The 19,818-nt window shown below is 61.3% G+C and carries 21 protein-coding genes; 10 read left to right on the forward strand and 11 right to left on the reverse strand.

Annotated features, from left to right (window positions below; translation table 11 throughout):
* Positions 1-71 precede the first annotated feature (71 nt).
* From V5N12_RS09255 to queC, 4 genes are read left to right on the forward strand one after another with little or no spacing between them, the layout of a single operon-like run.
* The gene (locus V5N12_RS09255; protein ID WP_332898877.1) at positions 72-527 is read left to right on the forward strand and encodes a 6-pyruvoyl trahydropterin synthase family protein; all 456 of its coding nucleotides are present in this window, start codon (positions 72-74) and stop codon (positions 525-527) included.
* The gene (locus V5N12_RS09260) at positions 527-1,294 is read left to right on the forward strand and encodes a 7-carboxy-7-deazaguanine synthase QueE (RefSeq protein ID WP_332898878.1); all 768 of its coding nucleotides are present in this window, start codon (positions 527-529) and stop codon (positions 1,292-1,294) included. The genes V5N12_RS09255 and V5N12_RS09260 overlap by 1 nt, the downstream gene beginning before the upstream one ends.
* Before the next feature lies 1 nt (position 1,295).
* Entirely contained in the window at positions 1,296-1,895 is a 600-nt protein-coding gene (folE, locus tag V5N12_RS09265; protein ID WP_332898879.1) for a GTP cyclohydrolase I, read from the forward strand.
* Positions 1,892-2,584 carry a 7-cyano-7-deazaguanine synthase QueC gene (gene queC, locus V5N12_RS09270; protein ID WP_332898880.1) on the forward strand — a complete coding sequence of 231 codons (693 nt, stop codon included), beginning with the start codon at positions 1,892-1,894 and terminating at the stop codon, positions 2,582-2,584. Before folE ends, queC begins: the two co-directional genes overlap by 4 nt.
* Positions 2,585-2,706: 122 nt before the next feature.
* On the opposite strand, the gene V5N12_RS17160 is transcribed toward queC, so the two are convergent.
* The 3 genes from V5N12_RS17160 to V5N12_RS09280 all read right to left on the reverse strand — a co-directional run bounded on the left by V5N12_RS17160 (position 2,707) and on the right by V5N12_RS09280 (position 5,924).
* Positions 2,707-2,856: a DUF7563 family protein gene (locus V5N12_RS17160; RefSeq protein WP_442904935.1), complete on the reverse strand. Its 150-nt coding sequence runs from the start codon at positions 2,854-2,856 to the stop codon at positions 2,707-2,709.
* Positions 2,857-2,924: 68 nt separating this feature from the next.
* Positions 2,925-4,931 carry a bacterio-opsin activator domain-containing protein gene (locus tag V5N12_RS09275; RefSeq protein WP_332898881.1) on the reverse strand — a complete coding sequence of 669 codons (2,007 nt, stop codon included), beginning with the start codon at positions 4,929-4,931 and terminating at the stop codon, positions 2,925-2,927.
* A 381-nt stretch (positions 4,932-5,312) separates the two neighbouring features.
* Positions 5,313-5,924: a hypothetical protein gene (locus V5N12_RS09280; protein ID WP_332898882.1), complete on the reverse strand. Its 612-nt coding sequence runs from the start codon at positions 5,922-5,924 to the stop codon at positions 5,313-5,315.
* A gap of 204 nt (positions 5,925-6,128) precedes the next feature.
* Between V5N12_RS09280 and V5N12_RS09285 the strand changes: the two genes are divergently transcribed.
* The 3 genes from V5N12_RS09285 to V5N12_RS09295 are packed head-to-tail and all read left to right on the forward strand — an operon-like array spanning position 6,129 to position 9,193.
* Positions 6,129-6,800, forward strand: a complete 672-nt coding sequence (locus tag V5N12_RS09285; RefSeq protein ID WP_332898883.1) for a hypothetical protein — start codon at positions 6,129-6,131, stop codon at positions 6,798-6,800.
* Between the two features lie 3 nt (positions 6,801-6,803).
* The gene (locus V5N12_RS09290; RefSeq protein ID WP_332898884.1) at positions 6,804-7,085 is read left to right on the forward strand and encodes a hypothetical protein; all 282 of its coding nucleotides are present in this window, start codon (positions 6,804-6,806) and stop codon (positions 7,083-7,085) included.
* Positions 7,082-9,193: a type B DNA-directed DNA polymerase gene (locus V5N12_RS09295; RefSeq protein ID WP_332898885.1), complete on the forward strand. Its 2,112-nt coding sequence runs from the start codon at positions 7,082-7,084 to the stop codon at positions 9,191-9,193. Before V5N12_RS09290 ends, V5N12_RS09295 begins: the two co-directional genes overlap by 4 nt.
* A gap of 18 nt (positions 9,194-9,211) precedes the next feature.
* Here the strand turns inward: V5N12_RS09295 and V5N12_RS09300 are convergent, their stop codons facing one another.
* Both V5N12_RS09300 and V5N12_RS09305 read right to left on the reverse strand, forming a co-directional pair.
* Positions 9,212-9,523, reverse strand: coding sequence for a hypothetical protein (locus V5N12_RS09300; RefSeq protein WP_332898886.1), 312 nt, complete (start codon positions 9,521-9,523; stop codon positions 9,212-9,214).
* A gap of 42 nt (positions 9,524-9,565) precedes the next feature.
* Entirely contained in the window at positions 9,566-10,021 is a 456-nt protein-coding gene (locus V5N12_RS09305) for a YbhB/YbcL family Raf kinase inhibitor-like protein (RefSeq protein ID WP_332898887.1), read from the reverse strand.
* Positions 10,022-10,215: 194 nt separating this feature from the next.
* Here V5N12_RS09305 and V5N12_RS09310 point away from each other — a divergent pair, with 194 nt between their 5' ends.
* Positions 10,216-11,208, forward strand: a complete 993-nt coding sequence (locus tag V5N12_RS09310) for a CapA family protein (protein WP_332898888.1) — start codon at positions 10,216-10,218, stop codon at positions 11,206-11,208.
* Here the strand turns inward: V5N12_RS09310 and V5N12_RS09315 are convergent.
* Entirely contained in the window at positions 11,205-11,588 is a 384-nt protein-coding gene (locus tag V5N12_RS09315; protein ID WP_332898889.1) for a secondary thiamine-phosphate synthase enzyme YjbQ, read from the reverse strand. The two genes, V5N12_RS09310 and V5N12_RS09315, sit on opposite strands and share 4 nt — an antisense overlap.
* A gap of 100 nt (positions 11,589-11,688) precedes the next feature.
* Between V5N12_RS09315 and V5N12_RS09320 the strand changes: the two genes are divergently transcribed.
* Positions 11,689-12,117 carry a CopG family ribbon-helix-helix protein gene (locus V5N12_RS09320; protein WP_332898890.1) on the forward strand — a complete coding sequence of 143 codons (429 nt, stop codon included), beginning with the start codon at positions 11,689-11,691 and terminating at the stop codon, positions 12,115-12,117.
* 1 nt (position 12,118) lies between these two features.
* Here the strand turns inward: V5N12_RS09320 and V5N12_RS09325 are convergent, their stop codons facing one another.
* From V5N12_RS09325 to V5N12_RS09335, 3 genes are read right to left on the reverse strand one after another with little or no spacing between them, the layout of a single operon-like run.
* Entirely contained in the window at positions 12,119-13,057 is a 939-nt protein-coding gene (locus V5N12_RS09325) for a metal ABC transporter permease (RefSeq protein ID WP_442904936.1), read from the reverse strand.
* Entirely contained in the window at positions 13,054-13,863 is an 810-nt protein-coding gene (locus tag V5N12_RS09330; RefSeq protein ID WP_332898891.1) for a metal ABC transporter ATP-binding protein, read from the reverse strand. Before V5N12_RS09330 ends, V5N12_RS09325 begins: the two co-directional genes overlap by 4 nt.
* Positions 13,860-14,813 carry a metal ABC transporter substrate-binding protein gene (locus tag V5N12_RS09335; protein WP_332898892.1) on the reverse strand — a complete coding sequence of 318 codons (954 nt, stop codon included), beginning with the start codon at positions 14,811-14,813 and terminating at the stop codon, positions 13,860-13,862. The genes V5N12_RS09330 and V5N12_RS09335 overlap by 4 nt, the downstream gene beginning before the upstream one ends.
* 311 nt (positions 14,814-15,124) lie before the next feature.
* Here V5N12_RS09335 and V5N12_RS09340 point away from each other — a divergent pair, with 311 nt between their 5' ends.
* Positions 15,125-18,034, forward strand: coding sequence for a PAS domain S-box protein (locus V5N12_RS09340; protein WP_332898893.1), 2,910 nt, complete (start codon positions 15,125-15,127; stop codon positions 18,032-18,034).
* Between the two features lie 6 nt (positions 18,035-18,040).
* On the opposite strand, the gene V5N12_RS09345 is transcribed toward V5N12_RS09340, so the two are convergent.
* Positions 18,041-18,535, reverse strand: a complete 495-nt coding sequence (locus V5N12_RS09345) for a helix-turn-helix transcriptional regulator (protein ID WP_332898894.1) — start codon at positions 18,533-18,535, stop codon at positions 18,041-18,043.
* Between the two features lie 322 nt (positions 18,536-18,857).
* A complete protein-coding gene (locus V5N12_RS09350) occupies positions 18,858-19,793 on the reverse strand; it encodes a phosphotransferase family protein (protein WP_332898895.1) in 936 nt (311 codons plus the stop codon).
* Between the last annotated feature and the right edge of the window lie 25 nt (positions 19,794-19,818).

Here is a 19,818-nt window from a genome sequence, read left to right on the forward strand (position 1 = left end):
GTTGGTACGATTTCCATCCAGACAGTCCTAAAATGAGAAACAACTAATACCTCTCCCGATATTCTCCCAGTATGCTCTCAAGAACCTCGGAGCGCGATGACCTGTCGCTTACCGAGCGCGTCCACGAACTCAGAATCGGCCACGACAGCCCGATTCGTATCAGCAGTGGACACCGACTGCTGCACCACGACGGCAAGTGCAGCCGTCCGCACGGCCACAACTACGAGATCTCCGTTACTGTTCGCGGCAACCTGACCGAGGACGGCTGGGTGGTGGACAAAGGTGACGTCACCAGCGTCATCGACGACTGGGACCACCGCTTTCTGCTTCAAGACGGCGACCCGCTCATCGAGGCGTTCGAAGCCTCGGGTGACGGCGACGCACTCGTCGTCTTCGACCACCCGCCGACCGCCGAAGTGATGGGCATCATCTTAGAACAGCGCCTGCTCGCAGAACTCCCCGACAACGTCGCGGACGTCTCCGTGCTGGTTCGTGAGACGAGCGAACTCTGTGGCGTGACCTGCTGATGCCAGTCAACGCAGAAACGCCAACACGCGACGGCCCGGAAGACGGCGATGGCCTGCCAATCAACGAACTGTTCTACTCGCTGCAAGGCGAAGGCAAACTCGCCGGTGTCCCCTCCGTGTTCATCCGCACGAGTGGCTGTAACCTCCGGTGTTGGTTCTGTGATTCGTATCACACCTCGTGGGAGCCAACCCACGCGTGGATGTCCGTAGACGAAATCGTCGAGGCGGTTTCAGAACACACCGAAGCAGCGCACGTCGTCCTCACGGGCGGCGAACCGCTGATTCACGAGACGGCTGTGACGCTGCTCGAACGCCTTGCCACAGCGGGCTATCACACCACCGTCGAGACGAACGGGACGATTTTCCGCGATGCACCAATCGACCTCGCGAGCGTGAGCCCGAAACTCGCCTCCAGTACGCCAACACCGGAACGCGACCCGAAAGGTGACGGCGAGTGGGAAGCCCGCCACGAGGAGGCCCGCATCGACATCTCTGAACTGTCCCAGTTCGTCGCCACCTACGACACGCAGCTCAAATTCGTCGTTACCGGCCCCGACGACATGGCCGAAATCACGGACATCGTCGCGGCCGTTCGCGCGACTGGCGCGTCGCTCGCGGACGATGACGTGTTGTTGATGCCCGAAGGCCAAACCCGTGAGGCTTTAGACGAGACGCGCAAACGAACGGCTGACCTGGCGATGGAGTACGGTTTCCGCTATACCCCCCGCCTCCACGTCGACCTCTGGAACGACGCCCCCGGAACTTGAGATGACTGACGCTACCCTTATCCCCGAGACGGAATCGACCTACGACCACGAGAAGGCACGGCGAGCGGTTCGCATGCTGCTAGAAGCCGTCGGCGCAGACCCCGACCGAGATGGGCTGGTCGATACGTGGGAACGCCGCGTTCCCGACGCCTTCGAGACGCTCACCGAGGGCTTTCGAACCGAAGAAAAGCCGACGATGCGCACCTTTCCCGCAGAGGGGTCAGGTCTCGTCATCAAGACGGCAATTCCGGTCTACAGCCTCTGTGAACACCACCTGCTGCCGTTTTACGGGACGGCCCACATCGCCTACCGTCCTGGTGAGGAGGTCGTTGGCCTCTCGAAGCTCACGCGCTACGTGCGCTGGCAGTCACGAAAGCTCTCGATGCAAGAGCGCCTCACCCGCGAGATTGCAGACGGCTTGCAGGCAGAACTCGACGCAGAGGCCGTGTTGGTCGAGATTTCGGCGAGCCACATGTGCGAGGCCATGCGCGGCGTCGAAACCGAAACCGAGACGCGTACGAACGTCGCCGTTGGTGAGCCAACCGACCAAGAGCGCACTCAGTTCCAGAACGCCATCGACCGGGCGGAGGGGTCACGATGAGCCAGCCAAAGGCGGTCGTCCTCGTCTCCGGCGGGATGGACAGCGCCACCGCCGCCGCGGAAGCGAAGGCGCGGGGCTACGACCTTTACTTCTTGCACACCTCCTACGGCCAGCGCACCGAAGGAAAGGAGTTCGAGTGCGCCCGGCAGTTGGCCGAGGAGTTCGACGCGGCCGACTTCCTCCACATCGAAACGAGCCACCTCGCCCAGATTGGCGCGTCCGCGCTCACCGACGAGGGCATCGACGTGGCCGACGCCGACTTAGACAGCGAGGAAATTCCGGACACGTACGTCCCGTTCCGCAACGCGAACCTGCTCGCAATGGCAGTCTCCTACGCCGAAGCGAACGAGTGTGCGGCGGTGTTCATCGGCGCACACAGCGAGGACTTCGCGGGCTACCCAGACTGCCGTCCCGAGTTCTTCGAGGCGTTTCAGGCCGTCGCAGACGTGGGCACCAAACCGGACACCCACATCTCGCTCGAAGCGCCGTTCGTCAAGTGGACGAAAACGGAGATTGCGGCCCACGGCGTCTCACTCGACGTGCCGTTCGAGCACACGTGGAGCTGTTATAAGGAAGACGCACCTGCGTGTGGCGTCTGTGATTCGTGTGCCATCCGGCTCAGAGCGTTCGAGGATGTCGGCGTCCGAGACCCAATCGAGTACGCAAAGCGGCCGTCCTACCGAACGTAGGCTACAACGCAGAGAATGATGTACTGAGGGGGAAAATGGGTTCAACGAGGCACGGACGAGCGTTCGCGGGGATAGCTCTCGCCGTCGCTGGGCTGGACAGTTATGTGTGGTCGTAGGGGTACTCAGGCCCGTTGACCACGGATTCGTGCAGCTTCTGCAATTCCGGCATTCGCTGAACAACGGGGACACGCGAGTATCCGACCACGGGAGTCGGCGAATACCTGTGCGAATCGTTTCGAGATGTGCGCATCGCAGTTAGTGCAGGTTGGCATTGGTCTAGGTGGGGTTTGCAACGTGTGCCTCACACCCAACTACTCATACGCCGATTGACGACTAATTCTCACTCCCTCACTAGTCGGGGTTCTGTTGGACGCTCGAACAGTTCAGCACACAGTTTCCGCTCTGCGGCGCGCAGATGCTCGTGGAAGGTCGACCGCGAGACGCCCATCGCGGTGGCGAGGTCGTCGCCGTTTACCGGCCGAGGCCAGTCGAAAAAGCCCGCGACGTACGCCCGCTGGAGCGTCGAAAGTTGGCGTTCGGTGAGCCGCTCTTTGAGCGACCCCACAAACTCCTGTTTCGTCGTTGGCCTGCGGTGGTGTTCGTGGTAGCTCACGAGTTCGGTGCCCGGGTACTCCTGTTTCATCAACTCGACGAGCTGGCGAACGTTTGCCTCCTGTGGTAACTCGATTTTCATTCGCCCACCCGCGTCGTAGGCGGTGATCTCCTGCGTTTTTGCGCCGTAGTTGGCGAGGTCGGTCACGATTGACTCGCCTGCGAGCGTGAGTTCGAACAGGCTCTCGTCGTCGTCTGAGGCGACGAGTTGTACCGCCGCAATCTCTCGACATTCTGTGGCGGCTTCGGCCACCGCTTCCGGGTCTGCCCCGCTCGCGGTGAAGAACAACACGAGCGAGTCGTCTGGCTGGTACATCGCCTGCTTGAACTCGAGTTCTGCGCCGGTTTTCGCCGCGATGTCCACGAAAAAGAGTGCCCGGCTCTCGAACTCCAACTCGATTTCCACGATGTTGTCGGCGGTGATGATTTTCTTGCTTTCGAGTGAGTTGATGCCGCTTGCGACGGCGCGACCCACGGATTCGAGGATGACGCGCTCTCGGTTGTTGAACACGCCATCACGGTCAGTACACACCGTGAGCACGCCGTAGGTCACGTCGTCGTAGACGAGTGGGATGGCCGCCACTTCGGTAACGCGGGTTGGGTAGCCCCGCCCGAAGCCGCGAACGCCCACACGGGCGGTCTGCATGGTTCCGGTTTTGACGGCGCGGGCGGTCGGATTGTTCGCCGCCGCAGGGTCGTTCAAATCGACGCCGATGTCGCCCACCGAGACGAGCGCTTCGCCCGACCACTGCGTCGGGGCGACTTCATCGGTTCCCACATCGACCTCGCCCACCCACGCGTAGACGTAGGGGTCTGCGCTCGCCAACTGCTTACAGACGGTCTCCTCTATCTCTTCGCGGTTCACCGACCGCACGAGCGTCTGGGTCACGTCTTGGACGAGGCCTTGGACGCGGTCGAGGAGGGCTGCCAAATGCTCGCGCTCTCTCGCAAGCGCGAGTTCGGCCTCCTTGCGTGCGGTCACGTCGTTCTGGAAGCCCACGAAGTAGCGCACCTCGCCGTCCGAATCTCGAATCGGCGCGATGTTTACGCGATTCCAGAACATCTCGCCGTTCTTGCGGTAGTTTTTCACCTCGACAACGACCTCCTCTTCTGCGGCGATGGCCTCGCGCATGGCGGTCACGGCCGCTTGATCTGAGTCGTCTCCTTGCAGAAATCGGCAGTTTCGCCCGAGGATTTCCGACTCGGTGTAGCCCGTCATCTCGACGAACGAGTCGTTTACGTAGCTCAGCGGATTGTCCGGCTGAGTCGCATCCGAGATGGCGATACCGACCGGCGCTTCGTTCATCGCTCGCTCTTTCAAGCTGAGTTCGTCAGTGGGCGTCTCGAAGCGCGTTCGGTAGGCCCGCACCGCCGCGAGTGCGTCGGCTGCCAGTTCTTCTGCGTCCGTCTCCGCTGCGAGTCGATACTTCGTGACGCCAATTGCGGTGACGTGGCTCGCAAGCGCCTCACTCGCGCCGTGTGAGTAGACGATGAGCGGGAGGTGCTGGTCGAATTCGTTTACCGTCTGGACGACCGTTTCCGTCTCGTCGTCTGCTAACGGTGCTTCCGTAATCACGCAATCTATCGCAGGAGAGAGTGCCGCTGAAACGTCGGTTTCGGTGGTCACGACGCGCACCGCTTCTACGTCCCGTTTGAGGGCTGTCGCCACCGCGTCCGCGGTTTCCTCGCGCCCGACGTAGAGCACGCACAGCCGCGAACCGTCCTGAGTACCCATAGCAGTGACTCGGTTCCGGCCGTGCAAATAGGTATGGCACGGGTCACACGAATTTGAGATAGAGCAGGGCTAAAAACAGCCAGTAGCCGACGATGGCGGCGAGAATGAGCAGAATAATTCCGGCATCTTCCACCATGCGGTGCATACCCAAGATATACTCAACTTACCACATTAGTTACGAACCACTTTCACCACCGTCAGGAGACGCCCCCGTATCGTTTACATACGGGGGATTACGAGCGTCTCGGACGGCTCACGGTTCACCGTCCGTCCGCCCAATTCGGTCAGAAACGGCTCGTTCTGGTTCGCTGACTGGCGGACTTCCGCCGACGTTAATTTCCCATTTCACCGACGCATCGCCGTGACGGGTTGTGGTTCTTACTATTCGCTCGCTCCGACGACCTGCTCGTAGGCGAACAGCGGTGCGGCGAACACCGACTGAAACTGTGCCGTCGCCTGCTCGGGGTTCTCTGCGAGTAGCTGGATGCGTTCTGCCTGCCGGGCGGCCAGTTCGCGGCGAAGGTCTGCAAGGGTCGTCTCCGCGCCGGAAATGCGGTCGCTTTCCCCGAGGACAAGCAGCAGGTCGTCAACGCCGTCCAGCTCTTCGGTGAGGTGGGCGAACGTCGCGCCGGTTCCCGCTTCGTTTGGCGCGTAGGCGAACAGCAAGCGGGCGTTATGGATGATTTCCGACGCCTCCTCGTGGAGGTTCGTCTCAGTTCCCACCTTCCGCATATCGAGTTCGACGCCGACGACGTACACGGCGGGACCGTCGGGGAGTTCGCCCGCCGCCTCGTGGAGCGCCGCAAGCGCCGGGCCGAACACGATTTCGAAGCGCTCGTCGTCCATCCGCAAGAGGTCTGCACCAATCGCGTCGGCGCGGTCTTGATTCGGCGTGAGCAACGCGGCCACCTGTGGCGACACCGTCGCCTCGGCCGTCGGGTCGTCCTCCGTGACCGTCACGCCCGTGTTCGAAAGCAGAGAGTCCTCGGACATGGTTGTGCGTTCACGGGCGAGCGGTAAAATCCTACACGTTCACAGGAAATTCACTTCCGGCAGGTGACTTTCTCCATCTACCACACCAAAACCCACAGGCAGCGAGCCAACATTGACCACCGCCATCCTCACTTTCACTTTCACCATGGGTGGATGGGTCGCCGTTATCCCACTATTCTGCGACTGTTCACCCACGAATAACGCATGACTGTTGGCTCCCACTCCTCGGCCCTGCCTTCGCTCGGGGACGGCGTGACGCAGTTACACCGTCCTGCGGGGCGGTCGCTGGCGCTGCCGCAACTCGTCGTCAACGACCTGCTCACCGGCGAGGGCGAAACGCTCTGGATTGATACCCACGAGACGGCCTCGACCTACGCGCTCTACGACCTCGCCCCGAGCGAGCACGCGCTGTGCGGCGTCCGCATCGCGCGGGCCTTTACCGCCTACCAGCACCACACCCTCGTCTGCGAACTCGTCTCGCAAGCCACGCCCGAGACGACCCTGCTCGTCGTCCCCGAAATCGACGCGCTGTACGCTGACGACGACGTGCCCGACTACGAGGGCGAAGACTTGCTCAGGGCGTCGTTGACTATCCTGCGCGAACTCGCCACGTCGCTCGGCGTTCGCGTGCTCGTCACGTCGGCAGGAACCAGCCTTTCACCCCTCGTCGCTGCCCACGCGGACACCGAGATTACGTGCACTGAAACCGCCCTCGGTTATCGCTACGAAGCCCCCGACTTCGAGACGCTCGTCTACTGGGGCGAGGGTTTTTGGCAGACGACGATTCCGTACTGGGTCGAACTGTTCGGGTCTGTCGATGAGTTCGACCCCGTCATCACCGCCGCCGACAACGGCTGGTTCGACGCGGAGGCCTGAGTCGTGGGCCGGACGAATCCGACCTATCGACAGTTCCTCCGGCGCTATGAGACGCGCATGGCTCCCTTCCGCCGGGCGCTCAGAGCCGACGCCCAGCCGCAGTTCGACCGCCTGCTCGCCCGCGCCGAGGAGTACGCAGACGCCGCAAGCTACCTGAACGCCCCCGACCCAGAGCGCGCAATCATTTTTTCGATGCTGCTCTCTCAAGAACGCGAACTCGCCGCGCTGCGCCGCGACCTCGATGCACTGCGCGACCACCACACCCACTCAGATAGCGAGCGATGACGTTCACCATCGACTTCCTCGGAGACGAGGTAGTCGAGTGGCGAAAAACTCCTGACACTGTCGAGGCAACGCGAGTCACTGAGTATCGACCACGCCTCTACGTGGCTGGCCCGGTAGACGCCCGCGAGTGGCTGGAAGCACGCCTCCGCACCGACCCAAAAGTTGCGCACATCGCCACCGAGCAGTGGCGGCTCGACTTACTCGCGGACGCTCCCGACTCCGTGCTCCGCGTCGATGTCGAACGAATCGACGACGTCCAACCGCTCGCCCGTGAACTGCGCCACACCCACGAACGCGGGCGGTTCGCCCCCGGGACGTTCCGGCTGTTCAACGTCGATTTCGCCCCGCAGTTTCGCTACTGTTTGGAGCGGGGTATCGACCCGACACCCAAGTACCCACTTTCGACGTTCTCGATTCGTCTCTCTGAAAAGGCGCTCGCAGACGGTGACCTCTCACACATCACGCTCAACGGTGAGGACGTGAAAGGGGCGGAATCCGCGGTGTTACAGGCACTTCGCCACCGTCTCGATCGCGCCGACCCGGACGTGCTCGTCGTGAGCAACGGCGACGTAATTCCCCTCCTCGGGCAGAAAGCAGACGAACTCGACATGGACCTCCACCTCGGTCGGTTGCCCGGCTGGTCGCAGCTTGCGGGCGAAAACACCTATCAGAGCTACGGGCAGGTCGGCTTCTCTGCGGCCAGATACAACGTTCCCGGCCGGGTCGTCCTCGACACCTCGAACAGCTTTCTCTGGGCGAAATCGAGTCTCGATGGGTTGCTCGACCTCGTCTCCCGGTCGTGGCGACCCTTACAGGAAACTGGCTGGGGAAGCATTGGAACCATTCTCACGTCCGTCCAGATTCGAGAAGCGCTCGCTCGCGGTGTTCTCATCCCGTGGAACAAGTGGGACCCAGAGGAGTTCAAAGACGTGCGCACCCTCCACGCCGCAGACCGCGGCGGGTTCATCTTCGAACCCCGCGTCGGCCTCCACAAGAACGTCTACGAGGTGGATTTCGCCTCCCTCTATCCCACCATCATCTGTCGGCACAACATCAGCCCGGAGACGGTGTGCTGTTCTTGCGACCGTGAGCACACAGTCGTCCCCGAACTCGGCTACGAACTCTGTGACCGCCCGGGCTTTCTCCCGGCGACGCTCCAGCCGATTTTGGACGACCGAGCACAGTTCAAAGCCCGCCTCGCGGCAAACCCGCCCGAGGCAGAACGCGCCTCGCTCGAAGCGCGTGTCAGCGCGCTCAAGTGGATTCTCGTCACATGCTTTGGCTATCAGGGCTACCGAAACGCCAAGTTCGGGCGCATCGAGTGCCACGAGGCCATCAACGCCTACGCCCGCGACATCCTCCTCCGGTCGAAGGTTCACCTCGAAGAGGCCGGGTGGGAAATCGTCCACGGTATCGTCGATAGCCTCTGGGCCACCGCCCGCGACGTGGAGCCAACGCCGATTGAGGAGGTGGCCAAAACGGTCACCGAGGACATCGGCATCCGCCTCGAATTCGAGAACCACTACGACTGGGTGTGTTTCGTGCCAAAGCGCGGCGCTCCGGGTGGCGCACTCACCAAATACTTCGGGAAGATCGCGGACGAAGACGCCTATAAAATCCGCGGCATCGAGGCCCGCCAGCGGAGCACGCCCGCGTTCGTCCGCGAGGTGCAGTACGACTTGCTCGACACGCTCGACAGACACCGCGACGCAGCAACCGTCTGCGACCGCCTCCGTCAGCACCTCCGCGTGGTTCGCCGCGGTGACGTAGACCCGAACTCACTGGTCATCAGAAAGCGCGTCTCGAAGCCCCTCGCGGGTTACAGCCAGCGCACCCACACCGTCTCTGCCCTTCAACGGTACGCCCAGCACGGGATGACGCGAAATCCCGGCCAAGACGTGCGCTACGTCGTGGTGAACGACGGCGCGCGCTCAGCAGAGCGCGTTCGCCTGCATTTTGAGAAATGCGACGATTACGACGCCGACTACTACGAAACGCTTCTCATCCGCGCAGCAGAGAGCGTCGTCTCACCGCTCGGCTGGAATCGAGGCCGAATCAGGCGTTACCTTCGGGGCGACCGGCAACTCGGCTTGTCTGCGTTTGACTGAATCTCTTTCGTAGCCGTGTTAGCGCGTCTCGCCGGGATACTCCACGTCTTCGCCGGCTCCGTCAAGCGCCATATGCAGTGTATCGTCGGTTTCGACCGCTTCGAGGCCGTCTACGCCGGTGATTACTTGCACGTTCTCGTGGTCTGCGACGACCTTGAGCCCACCTGTTGAGAGGCGCTTTACCACGTCGCCGCCCGCGGCTTCGACGGCTGCGGCTACGCGGTCGCCGTCGGACTCGCTCTGCCCATCGGGAAATCGAAGAATGAGCGTGACGGTCTCGCCAGCGTGTGGTTCCTCGATGATGGCACGGACAGGGCGCGAGAGGTACATAGCTGGGCGTATGCACTCCGGCGTAATCAGTTCCCCTTTCTCTCACGGCGCGTAGGTGCCAGTCAGCAACGACTCTGCGAGGACGTGCCCCTCCATCGCCGCTTGCAGGTCGGCTTTCGTCGCGCCCGATTCGAGCGAGAGTGTCGAGTCGAGTGCGTAGGCGAAAAACCGGTAGGTGTGTGCTTTGTCCGGTGGACTCGGCCCGCCGTAGCCCGACTCGCCAAAACTGTTCTGTCCGACCGTCGCCCCTTCTTGATTCCATCCCTCCGGAATTTCGGTCATCGTCGGGGCTACGTTCCAGACAACCCAGTGATCCCACACCTTTCCCGCGGGCGCCATCGCGTCCGGGTCGTCCATGACGAGCGCGAACGACTGTGTTTCCTCGGGCACGCCCGCAATCGAGAGCGGCGGGTTCACGTTCTCCACCCGGTAGCCGTACTTGCGTGGAATCGGTTCACCATCTGCGAACGCCGAACTGGTCAGTGTAAACGTCGTCATCTCGGTTCCCTCACCCTGTGGCGCTGCATCGTCTTGTTGCGTACATCCAGACAGTGTTACCAGTAATACTGTTAAGTAATACCTGCGTGAAATCGCGGTACGAATTGCAGTTCGTCTCATCTGAGATTCGCCCGCCGCGAGCAAAAGTGTGTGCGTGTGACGAGGTTTTCTCGGTTCCGGGCGTAGCTATCACCATGGCATCGACTCGTCGGCTTGGGCTTTTGGGCGACGTCATGCTCGGACGGCTCGTAGACGAGCGCCAGCGGTGGCTGTCGCCGTCCGCCGTGTGGGGCGACCTCTTCTCGCAGCTCACCGACCTCGACGGCCTCGTCTGCAACCTCGAATGCTGCCTCTCTACGAACGGGATGCCGTGGTCGAAAACCTACAGACCCTTCCACTTCCGCGCAGACCCAACGTGGGCGATTCCCGCACTCACCGCCGCCGAGGTTTCTGCAGTGAGCCTAGCGAACAACCACATCCTCGACTTCGGCCCCGTTGCGCTTGGAGATACCGTAGACCACCTCGACCGCGCTCGCATCGCCCACGCCGGGGCGGGCCGCAACCTCGACACGGCGCTCGAACCAGCCATCTTCACCATGCGTGGCGTTCGTGTCGCCATGGTCTCGCTCACCGACAACACGCCCGAGTACGCCGCAGACCACGACAAGTACGGCACGGCGTGGGTGGACGTAGACCACCGCCATGGCCCGACCCGAGAGCGGGTCCGTAACATTCTCTCGCGTGCGCGAGAACGCAACCCACAGGTCGTCGTCGCCGCGCTCCACTGGGGGCCGAACATGACGACCGAGCCACCGGCCCACTTCATCGAGTTCGCCCACTGGCTGGTCGAGGAAGGTGTGGACATCGTGTACGGCCACTCTGCCCACCTGTTCCACGGCGTCGAGGTGTACGAAGGTAGTCTTATCCTCTACGACACGGGCGATTTCGTGGACGACTACGCGGTGGATACGCACCTCCACAACGACCACTCCTTCCTCTTCGAGGTGACGCTCAGTCCCGATGGTGTGGACGAAGTACGACTCACCCCCACCGAAATCTACGACTTTGCGGCCCACCGCGCCCGCCCTGAAGCCGCAGCGTGGTGTCGGGAGACGATGCGCGCACGGTCTGCGCCCTTTGGTACTGAGTTCGAGCGCGAGGGAGATGGGTTGGTGCTCAGAATTTAGGTGACGGTGACGAGAACGCTTCGCGTGCGCGGGCCATCCAATTCAACGAGGAACACAGACTGCCACGTCCCGAGTTGCAGTTTTCCATCTACCACGGGAATCGAGAGGCTGCTGTCGAGCAGCGCAGCCCGGAGGTGAGAGTCTGCGTTGTTATCAATCTCGTCGTGGCCATACCCAGCCCCTGTCGGAACCACCGATTCAAGCATGTTCTGGAGATCACCTTTGAGCCGTGATTCGTTCTCTTGGATGAGCAACCCGGCAGACGTGTGCTGGAGAAAGACGGTACACACACCGTTCGCATCTGGCGAAATTTCACCAGAAATGCGGTCGGTGAGGTCAACGAGTTCGACGCGGGCAGTGGTTTCGACGCTGAGATGCATACTTCCTAGTGACGCTGGCGATGGGAAAACGTGTGTTCTCCTCTGAAGTTTTGCGCTGTGTTACTCAATCTTTAATATTGAACTGGCCTTGAGTTAATACATGACTGTTGTCAGCGTCTCCATGCCGGACGAACTGTTAGAGCGAATCGACTCTTTTTCCGAAGAGCACGGCTACACCGGCCGCAGTGAGGTCATCCGCGAGGCGAGTCGCAACCTGCTCGGCGAGTTCGAGGACAAACGCTTAGAAGACCGCGACTTGATGGGCGTCGTCACGGTGTTGTTCAAGTTCCAGACGACGAGCGTCGAAGAGAAGATGATGCGCCTGCGCCACGAACACGAAGAACTCGTCGCCTCCAATTTCCACAGCCACGTTGGCGACCACTACTGCATGGAACTGTTCATCCTCGAAGGCTCGCTCGCAACCATCTCGACGTTCGTCGGGAAGATTCGCGCCACCAAAGACATCCTCACCGTCGATTACTCCGTGATTCCGGTCGATGAGTTCGGCGCGTTTGCGAATCTCGAATAAGCTACGCGTGCCGTCGTGACGCACTGAGTTTTCCGACGACGACCGCGCCTGCGTACACCGCGATTGCGACGAGCACGATGACCCCGCCCGTGGCGAGGTCGTAAACGTACGAAAGGGTGATGCCGACGACCACCGCAAACTCGGCTGCGAGAATCGAATACCAGACCGACTGCTTGAAGCTGCGGGCGACTTGTGCGGCGGTTGCGACCGGGACGACGAGCATCGCGGCGACGAGAATCACGCCCATGAGTTGCATCGCCGCGACGACGACGACCGCGGTGAGCACCACGAGCAGGCGATTGTAGCCACGCACGTTAAGACTGGCTACCCGCGCGGCCGTCTCGTCGAACGTGATGAACAGCAGGTGGCGGTAGGTGAGCGCGATGACGGCGCAGACGACGAAACTCAGCGCCACGAGCATGCCCGTGCTCTCGCGGGTGACCGTCGAGAGACTCCCGAACAGATACTGATTGATGCTCACCGCGATGCCGCCGGTTGCGGTGATGATGACCGTCCCGAGGGCGAAACCCCCGGCTAACACGATGGCCATGGACACGTCGCCGTAGGCGTCGGTGTACTCGGAGATGATTTGGATGAGCAACGCCGCAATCACCGCGACGACGAGCGCAGTCAGGTACGGCGAGATGGCGATGGCGAGCGTCGAACTGAGAAACAGGCCAATGGCGACCCCCGCAAACGCGGTGTGTGCAAGGGTTTCACCGATGAGCGAGAGTTGGCGATGGACAAGAAACGACCCGATGAGCGGCGCGACGACGCCGATTGCGACGCCCGCGATGAACGCCCGCTGCATGAACGGAAGACAGAGCATCTCGATGCCGAACGGGTCGGTGAGCGCGCACATTCCCTCGCCAACGCCGTCGAGCGCCCAGTTGAGCAGGTCAGTTGCAACCGAGAGTACGACGAGGGTGCGGAGGGTCATGGCTGGTCACCCGTCTCATTGTGGTTGGGGTCGTGGTCTGGATGTGCGTGGTCGTGGTCTGGATGTGCGTGGTCGTGGTGGAGGACGCGCTGGTTCGCGCCGTACGCCTCTGCGAGCGCGTCGCTCGCGGTGAAGCCCGCAGGCTCACCGTGGAAGAACAGTCGGCGGTTGATGCAGGCGATGTTCGTCGCGTGTTCGGTGACGACGCCGATGTCGTGTTCAATGAGGATAATCGTGAGGCCGTCGCCGTTGAGCTGCTTGAGCAGGTCGTAGAACGCCTCGCGGGATTCTGCGTCCACGCCGACTGCAGGCTCGTCGAGCGCGAGCAGGTCGGCTTCCGCGGCGAGCGCGCGGGCGATGAACACGCGCTGGCGCTGCCCGCCAGAGAGGTGGGTGAGTCGCCGCGCTTCGAGGTGGGCGATGTCCACCGTCTCCATGGCTTCGTTTACGATTCCGCGGTCGCGCGCGGTGAGTCGGCCAAAGCCAATCCGCGGGTAGCGCCCCATCGTGACCACCTCGCGGACGGTAATCGGCATCTCCTTTGTCGCGCTGGTCACGTCTTGGGCGACGTAGCCGATGCGCTCACCGTGGCTGAATTCCGCCGCGGGTTCACCGAACAGCGTGATGCGCCCCGAGTCGGGAGCGAGCAGCCCCAACATGAGTTTCAAAAGCGTGCTCTTGCCAGAGCCGTTCGGCCCGACGAGTCCGAGAAACTCCCCGGCTTCGACCGTGAGCGACACGTCTTCGACGACGGGACGCGCTCCATAGCCAAACGAGACGTTCTCGACGGCGATGATGGCCGTCATGCGCCGAGCGCCTCACGAAGCGTCGGGAGGTTCACCTCGCGCATGATGTCGACATACCCCCAGCCCTGTGCGTCCCAGTCGGCCGTCGTCGTCGGAATCGAGGTGATGGGAAGCACGTCTTTTGCGTCCGTCTCCTCGACCAGTTGTTGGGCAGCGCGGTCTGATTCGAACACCGGCGCGAGGACGTGCTCGATACCGTGTTCGGCGATGACTGCTTGGGCTTCGCGCACGTCTTGTGGCGTTGGTTCTGTGTCCGGTGAGAGCGACGAGAGCGCGTGTACCTCGAAATCGTAGCGGGCTGCGAGATACTGAAAGGCGTCGTGGCCGGCGACGAGGACGGTGTCGCGCGTGCGCGTCGCGAGCGCCGCTTCGATTTCGGTGTCGAGTTCCGCGAGTGTGGCTGCGTAGGCAGTCGCACCCTGCCGGTAGGTTTCTGCCTGCGCTGAATCCGCAATGGAAAGCCCCGAAGCGATGGTATCGACCGCTTGCGCGGCGCGTTGTGGGTCGAGCCAGAAGTGGGGATCGTTCCCTGTCTCGTCGTGGTCGTCTTCGTCGGATTCGTGACCACCCGCATCGAGAAGCGAGATGCCGTGTCGCGCCTCAATGACGACGATTTCGGGCGCATCGCGTTCGAGATTTGCGACGACGTTGTCCGCCCACGGCTGGAAGCCTTCGCCCATGTAGATGAACGCCGCAGCGTCGAGAATCGAGGTTTGGATACTCGGCCCCGGTTCCCAGCCGTGGCCGTGTTGCCCAATCGGCACGAGGTTGTCGATTGCAGCGCCATCTTCGACGATGTTGGTGGCGAAATCAGCGAGCACGAAAAACGATGCTGTCGCCAGTTGCTCACCGGCTGTGTCACTCGGACCGTCCGCTACACACCCAGCGAATGCACTCACTGCGAGCGCGCCCCCACACTGGAGTACCGACCGGCGCGTAAATCCACTCATTCTGTTATTAGGTTTGCACTGCGAATTAATAAAATATGTTATCTCGGCCGCCTCAGATGCTAGCGCGTTCGATTTGGGACGTCGACGGCCTGTGACACGCTCGCTAGTGTGAATTGCTGGCATATTTCGCCCGCCTGCCACGGACAAATTCACCTCAAAATCAGAAATAAAAAACTAATAAAGGCCGTTTCACCCTCATATTCTTTCAAAATTAGCTAAATAGTTGGACGTACACAACTCATCTCCGAAAACACATATGTTCAACTTGTGGCCATTGCACTTATCTGAGGGGACTCGTAAGCGCCTTTGAGATGACTCGTGCTTCCAGCGGGGACGACCTCCACACCCCGTTGACTGACGACTGCGATGAGGCGCTGCACGCCTTTGAAACAGTTGTCGAAGTGACGGATGTTGGTTCCATCACGCTCGATGGTGCCGGACTCATCACAACCGCAAACGAGCGGTTCTGTGAGTTAGTCGGCCGCGAAGAGCAAGCTGTCGTCGGAACTGCGTTCACGCAGTTGCTCAACGACTCCGCAGTATCGTTCCAGTCGATATACAGCCAGCTCGACGCCGGTGACCCGTCGACCCAAAGCGTCTCGACTACCCTCTCGAGCGCAACCGGCGGGGCCGTCGAGTGCGACCTCCACCTCCAATCGCTGTCCGGTGACCCCATGTCAGAGACGGTGTTGGTCATCGTCAACCCAACGACCGACCAGCCCGACTCGAACGCTGCTGACTCGACCGAGTCGCCTGCAAGCGACACGCAAGAAGAGGACCTCGAACGCTACAAGACTGTCCTTGAGACCATCCACGACGGCGTGTACGTCGCAAACGAGGACTACGAGTTCGAGATGGTAAACGACGGCTACGCCTCGATGGTCGGCTACGACCGCGAAGACCTCATCGGCAAGCACATTTCGACTGTCGTAGACGAGGACATCGTCAAAACGGGCGAGAAACTTCGGCGAGAACTGCAAACCGGCGACCGCGAGACGGGCACCGTCGAAATCAACTTACAACGCGCGGACGGTAAGAAAATCACTGCAGAGACGCGCTTTGCCGCGCTCCCAACCGACGACGAGTCGTTCACGGGAACGGTCGGTGTTGTCAGAAACTTCGAAGAGCGCAACACACACGTCCAAACCCTCGAACGCCGGGTGCGCCAACAGCGCGCAATCGCAGATTTCGGCCAGCGGGCGCTGCAAAGTCGCGACACTGAGGAACTGTTTCGGGTGGCGACCAAACTCGTAGCCGATGGGCTCGGCGTCGAGTTTACCAAAGTCCTCGACCTCAACGCAGACGACGGCGAGTTGCGACTCAGAGCCGGCGTTGGCTGGAACGACGGCCTCGTTGGCGAAGCAAGCGTGAAGACGGACATGGCCTCACAGGCCGGATATACCCTGTTTTCAGAAGGGCCCGTCGTCGTTGAAGACTTCGAGACGGAGACGCGATTTACGGCTCCACCGCTCCTCGAAGACCACGGCGTACAGAGCGGCATCAGCGTCATCATCGGTGACTACGAGAACCCGTGGGGCGTGTTTGGCGCACACAGCACTGCCACCCGCGAGTTCACCGAGCAAGACGTTTCGTTCGTCCAGAGCATCGCAAATATCCTCGCCACCGCCATCTCTCGGGCTGTTCGTGAACGTGAGCTAGAGCGCTATGAGACCATCGTCGAAACCATCTGGGATGGCGTTTACGCCCTTGACCCGGACGACAACTTCGTGATGGTCAACGACGCCTACTGTGAAATGACGGGCTACGACCGCGAAGAACTTCTCGGGAACCACGCCACGCTCGTCCACAACGACACAATTCAAGAGCGCGTTCAAAACATGGCCGCAGAGATGCGCGGTGGCGACCGAGAGCAGGCCACCATCGAACTTGACTTCCAGAGAAAAGACGGCACCTCGGTTCCGGCCGAGGCACGGTTTGGCCCGTATCCGTACGACACCGGGTCAGACGGTCGGGCGGGCGTGGTCAGAGACATCACCGACCGCCGGGCGTGGGAGGAACAAATCGAGATGCTGAACGACCTAAACGAGGTCGTCCGCGAAATCACCCATGCGCTCGTCGAATCGAACGCCCGCACGGACATAGAGCGGCTCGTCTGCGAGCGCTTTGGCACCGCAGACCTCTATGAGTTCGCATGGCTCGGGTCGGTCGCAGACGACGGAACGAGTCTCGAATCCATCGCGGAAGCAGGCGTCACTGACTATTTAGAAGGCGTCACCATCACTGCAGACGAGAGCGAAACCGGTTGCGGCCCGACCGGCCGTGCCCTGCGCGAGCAAGAACCCGTGTTCATCACGAACGTTCTCGAAAACGACGAGTACGAGCCGTGGCACGACGACGCGCGCGAGCGTGGCTACCGGTCGGTGGCCGCCATTCCGCTCACCTACCAGAACATCTCCTACGGTGTGCTGACCATCTATTCTGCGCGCAGCGATGCATTTGGCGAAAACGAACAACGCATTCTCTCGCAGGTTGGCGACGTGATTGGCCACGCCATCAACGCCATCGAACGCAAGGAAGCACTGATGGCAGACCGCATCACTGAAGTCACCTTCCGAACGAACGACCTCCCGGACGCGCTCCAAGCGCTCGATGGGGAAATGGGTGTGGTGACCGTAGACCGCGTCGTCCCGCTCAACGACGGGACGGTGTTGAAGTACCATTCGGTCCGTGAGATGTCCCCAGCGGTGTACAAAGACGCGCTCGAAGACGTGCCGTGGGTCACCGATATCCGGGAGATAAACGCCTCGACCGACGTGACGCGCTTTGAGGTGGTGACCGACGAGCCAACGGCGAGTTCGACACTTGCGACCTACGGTGGTCGCCTCCACTCGATTACATTCACCCACGACAGCGTCGAAATCGAAGCCGAACTGCCTGCGTCCGTTGACCTGCGGCAGGTGAGCGACGCGCTTTGTGAGCGCTACCCTGGCCTTGAACTCGTGTCGAGAAACACCATCGACCGCAAGGTTGCGATGCCAGAGGAACTCGCAGAGAGCTTGATTGGTCAGCTCACCGAGCGCCAGCGCACCGCGCTCAAGTCCGCGTACTACGCGGGCTTTTTCGACTGGCCACGCGAGAGCGCTGGGACGGACGTCGCTGCCTCGATCGACGTGTCACCAGCAACGTTCCACGAACACCTGCGCAGAGCGCAACGAAAAATCTTCACGACCCTCTTCGAAGTCAGCCCCACTGCTGATTAACACCAGTCAGTCAGACTGAATCTTGTTCTCTTCTTCGCTCAGCTTTCCCGGCGACTGAGCCGTCATCGGCTCGTCGAAGCCGGTTGGTGCAAGGGTTGGTTCGCAGATGATTTTCTCGCGGCCCAGACGAAATCGGTTGAGCGATTTTTCGTCTTCCATGTCTTGGAGCAACCGACTCACGGTCGCATCAGACCAGCCAACGAGACTTGCGAGTTCTTTCTGCCGCATTCGCCCGTCGTTTTCGTTGACCATTTCGAGCACCATCTCTTCTGGCGTCATTCCGGTTTTCACGACAAAATCCGCTTTCGAGTGTTCATAGGTGTAATCGATGAACTCCTGTGTTGCGGATTTTTCGGCCCCGGATTCCCCCCCTTCGGTCCCATCCAACTCACTCGCCGCTATACTTCCGTCAGTGTCGTCTGCGCCAATCCCAAGAACGTCACGCAGACGCACCAGTAACGCCTGCAATGGAGTATCTTCGGATTGTTCCTTCGTATCCATCTCAACTCGTGGTATTACATCGACCAAACAGATACTCCCTGCCCCTAAACAATTGGGGCGTGGTAGTCCCTTTGGAGGGTGCATCGTGGCACAGTCTGTTGATTTGTGCCCTTTTGTCCCACACCAACGAGCATCCCAGTGGGTCACGGCGCGGAATTTGTGTCAGGTGGATGTATGGATTGGTGTGTTGGAGGGCAGCTGGCGCTTGGCCGGAACCAGCCAGCGCCAACGCCCACTACTCAGTTGTACGCAGAAACAGCACATACGGACATTCCCTAACTGGTCGGGATTTCTCGAAACACACGGGGCGAGGGGGTAGTCCTCACTCGGAGAGCACCGCCGCAAGTCTCGCCCGATGAAACGAAACGGCGTCCACACCGGTTCGCTCCGGGAAGCCAGGGCGCGTCACGTCTCCGTGCGAATCGACCACCGAGTGGACGATTGCCGCGAGTCGGTACGCAGCGTCCACTGCGGGATACGGTCGCACCGTTTCATACCCCCGCCTGAACGCCACCCGGAGTGGCTCACTCGACTCGACGTACCAGCCACAGACGAGGTGTTCTGCCTTCGCAACCGAGAGTCCCGGCGCACCAGCGAGTGGGTCGCCCCAGTCGATGAGGGCGGTGACCGTCCCGTCTTGGACCAGCGCGTTTCCCGGGCGGAAGTCCCACGGATAGAGACACGACGCTGGAGACTCGGGTATCGCTGCATGCACAAACACGTCTCGCAGTCGCTCGCGGAAATCGTCGAACGCAGCGGGCAGGGTATCAACACCCGCGAGCGCATACACACGGAACCACGACGCCCAGTTGTCGAGTCCGGTGACGCGAAAGTCGGCCGTCTCACTGTCCCACACCACGTCGCCAAACGCGTCGAACGAACACACCTCGTGGACTTCTGCGAGATACCGCCCGAACGCTGCGGCGAGGCTCTGTTGGCGTGCCACAGCAAAGCCGGTGAACCGTTCGTGGAGGTCTGCGCCGTCTGCGTGCTCGACCACGACGTACGCGCGTGCGTCGAGGGTTCCCTGTGCCAGTTGTCGAGGCACCGGAACCGACGTTTCAGCCCGAACCCGCTGTGCGAGCATCGACTCGGTGGCGAGCGCGTCTGAGTCGTCGGTGTGTTGGACGACGACCGTCGCGCCATCGGTGAACCTGACGACTGCCGTCTCCTTCTGATTCCCACGCGTTGTGGGGGTTACCGACGCGACCTCGCGGTCGGGGAACTCTCGGGCGACAATGGCTCGGACGGCATCCATCACTGGGTGTTCAGGCCGCGAAACG

The sequence above is a fragment of the Haladaptatus sp. CMSO5 genome (genome assembly GCF_036689885.1).
Lineage (GTDB): Archaea > Halobacteriota > Halobacteria > Halobacteriales > Halococcaceae > QDMS2.

Bases quoted from the DNA above. Each gene is read 5' to 3' on its own strand.
- V5N12_RS09255 (WP_332898877.1), top strand. From the start codon at position 72: ATGCTCTCAAGAACCTCGGAGCGCGATGACCTGTCGCTTACCGAGCGC.
- V5N12_RS09260 (WP_332898878.1), top strand. From the start codon at position 527: ATGCCAGTCAACGCAGAAACGCCAACACGCGACGGCCCGGAAGACGGC.
- folE (WP_332898879.1), top strand. From the start codon at position 1,296: ATGACTGACGCTACCCTTATCCCCGAGACGGAATCGACCTACGACCAC.
- queC (WP_332898880.1), top strand. From the start codon at position 1,892: ATGAGCCAGCCAAAGGCGGTCGTCCTCGTCTCCGGCGGGATGGACAGC.
- V5N12_RS17160 (WP_442904935.1), bottom strand. From the start codon at position 2,856: ATGCCAACCTGCACTAACTGCGATGCGCACATCTCGAAACGATTCGCA.
- V5N12_RS09275 (WP_332898881.1), bottom strand. From the start codon at position 4,931: ATGGGTACTCAGGACGGTTCGCGGCTGTGCGTGCTCTACGTCGGGCGC.
- V5N12_RS09280 (WP_332898882.1), bottom strand. From the start codon at position 5,924: ATGTCCGAGGACTCTCTGCTTTCGAACACGGGCGTGACGGTCACGGAG.
- V5N12_RS09285 (WP_332898883.1), top strand. From the start codon at position 6,129: ATGACTGTTGGCTCCCACTCCTCGGCCCTGCCTTCGCTCGGGGACGGC.
- V5N12_RS09295 (WP_332898885.1), top strand. From the start codon at position 7,082: ATGACGTTCACCATCGACTTCCTCGGAGACGAGGTAGTCGAGTGGCGA.
- V5N12_RS09300 (WP_332898886.1), bottom strand. From the start codon at position 9,523: ATGTACCTCTCGCGCCCTGTCCGTGCCATCATCGAGGAACCACACGCT.
- V5N12_RS09305 (WP_332898887.1), bottom strand. From the start codon at position 10,021: ATGACGACGTTTACACTGACCAGTTCGGCGTTCGCAGATGGTGAACCG.
- V5N12_RS09310 (WP_332898888.1), top strand. From the start codon at position 10,216: ATGGCATCGACTCGTCGGCTTGGGCTTTTGGGCGACGTCATGCTCGGA.
- V5N12_RS09315 (WP_332898889.1), bottom strand. From the start codon at position 11,588: ATGCATCTCAGCGTCGAAACCACTGCCCGCGTCGAACTCGTTGACCTC.
- V5N12_RS09320 (WP_332898890.1), top strand. From the start codon at position 11,689: ATGACTGTTGTCAGCGTCTCCATGCCGGACGAACTGTTAGAGCGAATC.
- V5N12_RS09325 (WP_442904936.1), bottom strand. From the start codon at position 13,057: ATGACCCTCCGCACCCTCGTCGTACTCTCGGTTGCAACTGACCTGCTC.
- V5N12_RS09330 (WP_332898891.1), bottom strand. From the start codon at position 13,863: ATGACGGCCATCATCGCCGTCGAGAACGTCTCGTTTGGCTATGGAGCG.
- V5N12_RS09335 (WP_332898892.1), bottom strand. From the start codon at position 14,813: ATGAGTGGATTTACGCGCCGGTCGGTACTCCAGTGTGGGGGCGCGCTC.
- V5N12_RS09340 (WP_332898893.1), top strand. From the start codon at position 15,125: ATGACTCGTGCTTCCAGCGGGGACGACCTCCACACCCCGTTGACTGAC.
- V5N12_RS09345 (WP_332898894.1), bottom strand. From the start codon at position 18,535: ATGGATACGAAGGAACAATCCGAAGATACTCCATTGCAGGCGTTACTG.
- V5N12_RS09350 (WP_332898895.1), bottom strand. From the start codon at position 19,793: ATGGATGCCGTCCGAGCCATTGTCGCCCGAGAGTTCCCCGACCGCGAG.